3 protein-coding genes and 2 pseudogenes are annotated in these 6380 nt (G+C 69.2%); 2 read left to right on the plus strand and 3 right to left on the minus strand.

Going from position 1 to position 6380, the window contains the following annotated elements; translation table 11 throughout:
• Positions 1-211 precede the first annotated feature (211 nt).
• Both ACZ5C2_RS36850 and ACZ5C2_RS36855 read left to right on the plus strand, forming a co-directional pair.
• Positions 212-754 (plus strand): annotated as a pseudogene (locus tag ACZ5C2_RS36850) (DUF4158 domain-containing protein); the annotation flags it as partial.
• 206 nt (positions 755-960) lie between these two features.
• Entirely contained in the window at positions 961-1935 is a 975-nt protein-coding gene (locus ACZ5C2_RS36855; RefSeq protein WP_468801081.1) for a tyrosine-type recombinase/integrase, read from the plus strand.
• A gap of 12 nt (positions 1936-1947) precedes the next feature.
• Here the strand turns inward: ACZ5C2_RS36855 and thrS are convergent, their stop codons facing one another.
• The 3 genes and pseudogenes from thrS to ACZ5C2_RS36870 form a co-directional block, all read right to left on the minus strand.
• Entirely contained in the window at positions 1948-3174 is a 1227-nt protein-coding gene (gene thrS, locus ACZ5C2_RS36860) for a threonine--tRNA ligase (RefSeq protein ID WP_468801121.1), read from the minus strand.
• Between the two features lie 188 nt (positions 3175-3362).
• Positions 3363-4865 (minus strand): annotated as a pseudogene (locus ACZ5C2_RS36865) (Tn3 family transposase); the annotation flags it as partial.
• A gap of 413 nt (positions 4866-5278) precedes the next feature.
• The gene (locus tag ACZ5C2_RS36870) at positions 5279-6259 is read right to left on the minus strand and encodes an aldo/keto reductase (RefSeq protein WP_468801083.1); all 981 of its coding nucleotides are present in this window, start codon (positions 6257-6259) and stop codon (positions 5279-5281) included.
• Positions 6260-6380 lie beyond the last annotated feature (121 nt).

Genomic DNA, 6380 nt, shown 5'->3' on the forward strand with positions numbered 1-6380 from the left:
CGTCCCTGATGGGGTCGTTTCCGCGCGGTCCCGGGCCCGCCTCCAGGCCAGGTGCCGCGTATTCGCATCCGATGCAATTGGCGTCGGTAGGAACATTGGAACGAAAACCGGCGCTAAGCCCCTGGAGGGTCTGGGAGGGCTTTGACCTGGGGTTCGGCTGAGGCAGAGCCTTCGGCAGTCGTGTTGATCACTGACTGTCTGGAGGTCCGGGATGCCGGTCGAGTTTCTGACGGATGAGCAAGCCGCGAAGTACGCGGCGTACGACGGGGCGCCGTCCCGTACGGAGTTGGAGCGGTTCTTCTTCCTGGACGACGCGGACCGGGAGCTGATCGAGGGAAAGCGGCGGGCTCATAACCGGCTGGGCTTCGCGGCCCAGCTCACGACCGCGCGCTATCTCGGGGTGTTCCTGGACGACCCGACCGACATTCCGGCGGAGGTCGCCGATTACCTCGCCGAGCAGCTCGGCATCGCGGACGCGTCGGTGCTGAAGGCGTACGGCGAGCGGGAGAACACCCGGCTTGATCACGTCCGTGAGCTGCGGCGGGTTCTGGAGTACACGGAGTTCGCCGAGGCGGAGACGGAGCTGCGGGGGTGGGTGGACGCACGGGCCTGGACGACCGGGGAGGGTCCGAAGGCGCTGTTCGACGCGGCGGTGGGGTGGCTGCGCGAGCGGCGGGTGCTGTTGCCCGGGGTGACGACGCTGGCCCGGCTGGTGGCCGCCGTGCGGGAGGTGGCGAACCAGCGGCTGTGGGACGGGGGTTGAGGAACATCCATGTCAGATCGTGCGCTAAGCCCTCGTCGGCCCTGGTGGGCGGCTGGCGGGGTGTCGGCGGCTGGACCGGTCTGAAGCCTTCCCACGGATAACACCCCAATATCTGCGGTAGCTTGATTCGTCACCTGCGGTGACGTTCTCGGGCCGCTACGTGAAGCGGTCCTGTTATCTGTGTCAAGGGGGAAGTGGTGCCCACCGTCGTACAGCTGTCGGCTGGGAAGGCGTTGACCGTCCGCGCGGCGGCGGACGTGTTCCTCGACTCGCTCGGCAACCCGAACACAGTTCGGAACTATGGGATCGGGGTGGGCAAGACCGCCGAACGGCTCGGTGAGGCCCGGCCGCTGGCGTCGGTCGCGGACGATGAGATCGGCGAGGCTCTGGAACTGCTGTGGGGCAGTGCGGCGGTGAACACCTGGAACTCCCGCCGAGCGGGGGTGCTCTCCTGGCTCGGCTGGTGCCGTGAGCGCGGCTACGAAGGGCCGATGGCCCCGGTCTGGGCGAAGCGGCTATCGGTGCCGGACTCCGAGACCCCAGCCCGTTCGAAGATGGCGATCGACCGGCTGGTCGCGCGGCGCGAGGTGCACCTGCGGGAGAAGACGCTGTGGCGGATGTTGTACGAGACTGCTGGTCGGGCGGAAGAGATCCTCGGTGTGAACGTCGAGGACCTGGATTTCGCCGGGCGTCGCTGCCCGGTCAAGGCGAAGGGCGCGCGGAGCAAGGCCCGCCGCCGGGGCCAGGCGCGCGAGGACTTCGTGCTGGAGACGGTGTACTGGGACGCCGGCACCGCCCGGCTGTTGCCCCGGCTGTTGAAGGGCCGCACGCGCGGGCCGGTGTTCGTCACCCACCGCCGCCCGGGACCGGGCAAGGTCGTCAGCTCTCGTGACGTGTGCCCGGATACCGGGCTGGCCCGGCTGTCGTACGGGCAGGCCCGCGCCCTTCTCGACGAGCACACCGCCGTGCGCGGACCGGGCACGGGCTGGGACCTGCACGAATACCGTCACTCCGGCCTCACCCACCTGGGCGAGGCCGGGGCCAGCCTGCTGATGCTGATGGCCAAGTCGAGACACAAGAAGCCGGAGAACGTCCGCCGCTACTTCAAGCCCTCGCCCGACGCCATCGCTGAGATCACCAGCCTCCTCGCGCCGGGCGACAGCAGACGCTGATCGCGACGCCTGCTATGAGGTGGCGTGGGCCCACAGTTCGGTGCTGTGGTCACCGATGAGAGCGTTGATGCGGGTCAGTACGTCACTGACCGGCTGCGGGTCGAGTCGGCGTCCGTTTCGCAAGCGCAGTGCGACGTGATCGTCAGCGGCCTCCTTGGCGCCGATGACGGCTTGGTAGGGAACCAGGCGGGCCTCTCGGATACGGGCGCCCAGAGTGCCGCGGTCCGGTCCCGCGATCTGGGCACGCAGCCCGAGACGGGTGCAGCGTTGAGCGAGGGCTGCGGCGTTCGGCAGTTCGGTGTCGGAGATCGGGAGAATAACCAGCTGAGTGGGGGCGAGCCAGGCGGGGAAAGCACCGCCGTGCTGTTCGATGAGATGGGCGACGGCTCGCTCCACACTGCCGATGATGCTGCGGTGGACCATGACCGGGCGATGTTTGGCGCCGTCCGCGCCGATGTAATGCAGGTCGAACTGCTCGGGCTGGTGGAAGTCGACCTGGACGGTGGACAGGGTGGACTCCCGGCCGGCGCCGTCGGTGACCTGGACGTCGATCTTGGGGCCGTAGAACGCGGCTTCGCCTTCGGCCGCCTCATAGGGCAGGCCGGAGCGGTCGAGGACGTCGGTCAGCAGGGCGGTGGAGCGTTGCCACTTCTCAGGTGCGGCGACGTACTTGCCGCCGGGGCCCGGGAGGGAGAGCCGGTAACGGGTCGGGGTGATGCCGAGCGCCTCGTACGCCCGGCGGATCATCTCCAGGGCCGCCTGCGCCTCCTCGGCGACCTGGTCCAGGATGCAGAAGATGTGTGCGTCGTTGAGCTGGATGGCCCGCACGCGGGTCAGTCCGCCGAGCACGCCCGAGAGTTCGGAGCGGTACATGCCGCCCAGTTCGGCCATCCGCAGGGGCAGTTCGCGGTAACTGTGGGAGCGGGAGCGGTACATCACCGCGTGATGGGGGCACAGGCTCGGCCGCAGGACGACCTGCTCTCCGCCGAGGTCCATCGGGGGGAACATGTCGTCGCTGTAGTGCGCCCAGTGCCCCGAAATCTCGTACAGCTCCCGCTTTCCGAGTACCGGTGAGTACACGTGCTGGTAGCCCGCCCGCCGCTCGGCGGCACGGATGTACTCCTCCAGGGTGTGCCGTACGGCCGCGCCGTCGGGCAGCCAGTACGGCAGGCCGGCGCCGATCAGCGGATCAGTGTCGAACAGGCCCAGTTCACGGCCGAGCTTGCGGTGGTCGTGCACGGTGGTCATCGCGGTCTCCTTGCTGGGTGCGGAGCAAGTGACCGGGCCTACGACGAAGCCCCGGGGCACTTGCCCCGGGGCTTCGGATCAGATCATCTGTCAGCGCGCCGGGACACTCTCCGGCGTCGTCGTCATAGCAGCGCGCTTCATATCGCAGACGTTAGCAGGACGCAGCGATGTCCACACGGTCATTCCTCGTCAGGAGTGCCCGGGTCACGCAGGGGTCGCAGACCGCCGGGCAGATCAGGCAGTTGGAAGGAATACCGGCCGAGCATGTTGATGTGATGCCGTACAAACGGTGAGAGGCGGGCCACGTCCTCGTCGCGGACCTCGAAGCCGTCCGCCCGCAGCTGGTTGACCGCGGCGTCCATGTACCTGGTGTTGAACAGCACGAGCGCCTTGAGGACCAGTCCCAGGGCACCGATCTGGTCCTCCATGCCGTCCTGGTAGCGCTGGTAGAGCTGCCCGGCGCGGCCGTGGAAGATCTTCCGGGCAAGGGAATGACGGCCCTCCTGGAGGTTGGCCTGGCTCTTGATCTGGCGGCGGTAGCCGGGCTCGTCGGCCAGGCGCAGGATGTGGAGGGACTTGGAGATCCGCCCGTAGTGGGCGATGGCGTCGCCGAGCGGGGTGGGGCGGCCGTCGCGGGACAGCATGCGGATCACGTCGTACGCGCGCACGGCGCCGGTGTGGATGGAGCCGATGATCCGCAGGATGTCCTCCCAGTGCCGTTCGATCCTGGCGAGGTCTACCCGGCCACGGGCCGCGTCCTGGAAGGCGCCGTAGTCGGCGGTGCGGTCGATGCGCCACATCTTCTGATCCGGCAGGTCAGCGAGCTGCGGCGCGTACGCGAATCCCGCCAGGGTGAGCAGGCCGAAGACAATGTCGCTGTAGCTCGCGGTGTCGGTGACGATCATCTCGGGACGCTTGCCGCCGTCGCGGTCGTAGAGGACGTCCAGCACGTACAGCGAGTCGCGCGGGGTGCCGGCCACCACCTTCCCGCCCAGCCCCGCCGCCTGGTCGTTGATCATGTTCAGCCAGGTGGCGCCGCCCCGGCGCCCGAAGTACTTCGGGTTTGGCCGGGCGTACACCGACGGCACGGGCACGACGAACCGCATGCCGTCCACCGAGGCGACCAGGCCGCCGCCCCACGCCTGCGCGAGCGGAATTGACGCCTGGCAGTCGATCAGCGTTGCGTTCGCCGCCCGATACGTCGCCAGCCGCAGATACGTCTGGTCGACGTGGGACAGGCGGCCGTACTTCAGCGCTTCCGCGGCTCCGATGACCGGGGTGTAGCCGACGTTGCAGCTGTGCGCGACCAAGAGCGCGGCGATCGTCACGTGCAGGTCCTTCAGCCGGGCCTCACCGCCGGTGACCGAAGTGAACGCCTGGTCGGCGCCGGTCCACGAGAACACCTCCAGCAGCACCTCTGGCAGGTCGACCCGGGGCAGCATCGCCTCCACCGCCTCGCGCAGCTGGCTCAGGGAGGCAGGTTCCGGCTCCGGCTCCAGCGCGGCGAAGTGCGGGCGGCCGTCGTCGTCGAACACGATCTGGGAGTTCGCCGGCACCCGTGCGGCGACCTCGCGGTAGGTGCCGTCCAGCAGCGCGGCCCGCGCCGCCAGGTGCTCACCCGCCTCGGCGGGCAGGTTGAGCGAGGCGAGAACGGTCGGCTTGGCCTGCTCCCATGCGTCTCCGTCCTCGCGCGTCGCGGGGATCAGCGACATGGATCAGGAATCGGCGCAGGTCAACGATGTCGTCTGGGGCAAGGGCTACGGTCTGGGAGCCCCGGTGTCCCAGCGCGGCGGGAATGGGCGATGATGTTCGGGCAGGCACGGTCTCGCTCGGTTCTCATGGGTCTCGACAACCACATGATCACCGGCACCGTGCCTGTTCTGCTGTCCGGGTACCCGTACCGCACAACGAACATGACGCCATGTCACACATAAACCCGGCGAACCGGACCAAGCTCGACTACGCAATGCCCCTGACAGACTGACCTGCGGGCATCATGCGGTCAACGGCCGCATCACGTCGGCGAGCTGCGCTTCAAACTCCAGCAGGAGGTACGGGTCGAATAGGTCCGCCGACGGGAAGACTGCGTCGATCACTACGCGCGGTCCATCATCTGCATCTGCTCTTCCGTGTGGTGCTCGCCCGCAGCGGGCGGGAGGGCGTCGAGCCGGGCGAGTTGCTCAGGGCTCAGCCGGACCTCGGTGGCCGCCAGGTTCTCCTCGACGCGGGAGGCCCGTCGGCTGCCGGGGATCGGCACGATGTCGTCCCCCCGCGCGAGCAGCCAGGCGAGGGCCACCTGCGCCGGGGTGGCGTCGGCATCGACGGCGACGGCCTCGATCTCGTCGGCGATGCGCAGGTTCTGCGGCAGGTTCTCCGGAGTGAAGCGGGGATTGTCCGCCCGTAGATCCGAGGGGTCGAAACGCCCGGCCGAGCGGACCGTGCCGGTGAGGAAGCCGTGGCCGAGGGGCGAGTACGCCACGAATCCGATGCCCAGTTCCCGCAGGACCGGCAGTACGGCCTCCTCTGGGTCGCGGGTCCACAGGGAATACTCGGACTGGACTGCGGTGATCGGGTGGACGGCGTGCGCGCGACGGATCGTGGCGGGTCCTGCTTCAGAGAGGCCGATGTGGCGGATCTTGCCCTCGGCGACCATGTCGGCAAGGGCACCGACGGTGTCCTCGATGGGGGTGCCGGGGTCGACGCGGTGCTGGTAGCAGAGGTCGATGTGATCAGTCCCGAGCCGCAGCAGCGAACCCTCCACGGCGGTACGGACGTTCGCCGGGCTGCTGTCGAGCCGTCCCGGCCCGCCGCCCGCGTGGGAGACCAGGCCGAACTTCGTGGCGAGCACCACCTGGTCGCGACGGCTGCCGATCGCCCGGCCGACGAGCCGCTCGTTGGTGTAGGGCCCGTAGATCTCGGCGGTGTCGAGTAAGGTCGCACCGAGGTCGAGGGCACGGTGCAGGGCACGGACGGACGCCGCGTCGTCCGAGCCGGAGCCCGTGTAGCCGAAGGACATGCCCATGGTCCCCAAGCCGATCCGCGAGACCTCCAGGTCCCGCATTTTCGTGTGTCTCATCGGACCGCCTCCTTCGGGGCGCGAGGGTGGGTGTGGGTGTCGGGGGGGGGGGGGGGGGGGGGGGGGTGGCGGGGGGGGGGGGGGGGGGGGGGGGGGGGGGGGGCGGGCGGGGAGTTTCGGG

The sequence above is a fragment of the Streptomyces sp. NPDC031365 genome (genome assembly GCF_055569765.1).

Coding starts and splice junctions, on each gene's coding strand:
- ACZ5C2_RS36870 (WP_468801083.1), bottom strand. CDS start 6,259: ATGAGACACACGAAAATGCGGGACCTGGAGGTCTCGCGGATCGGCTTG.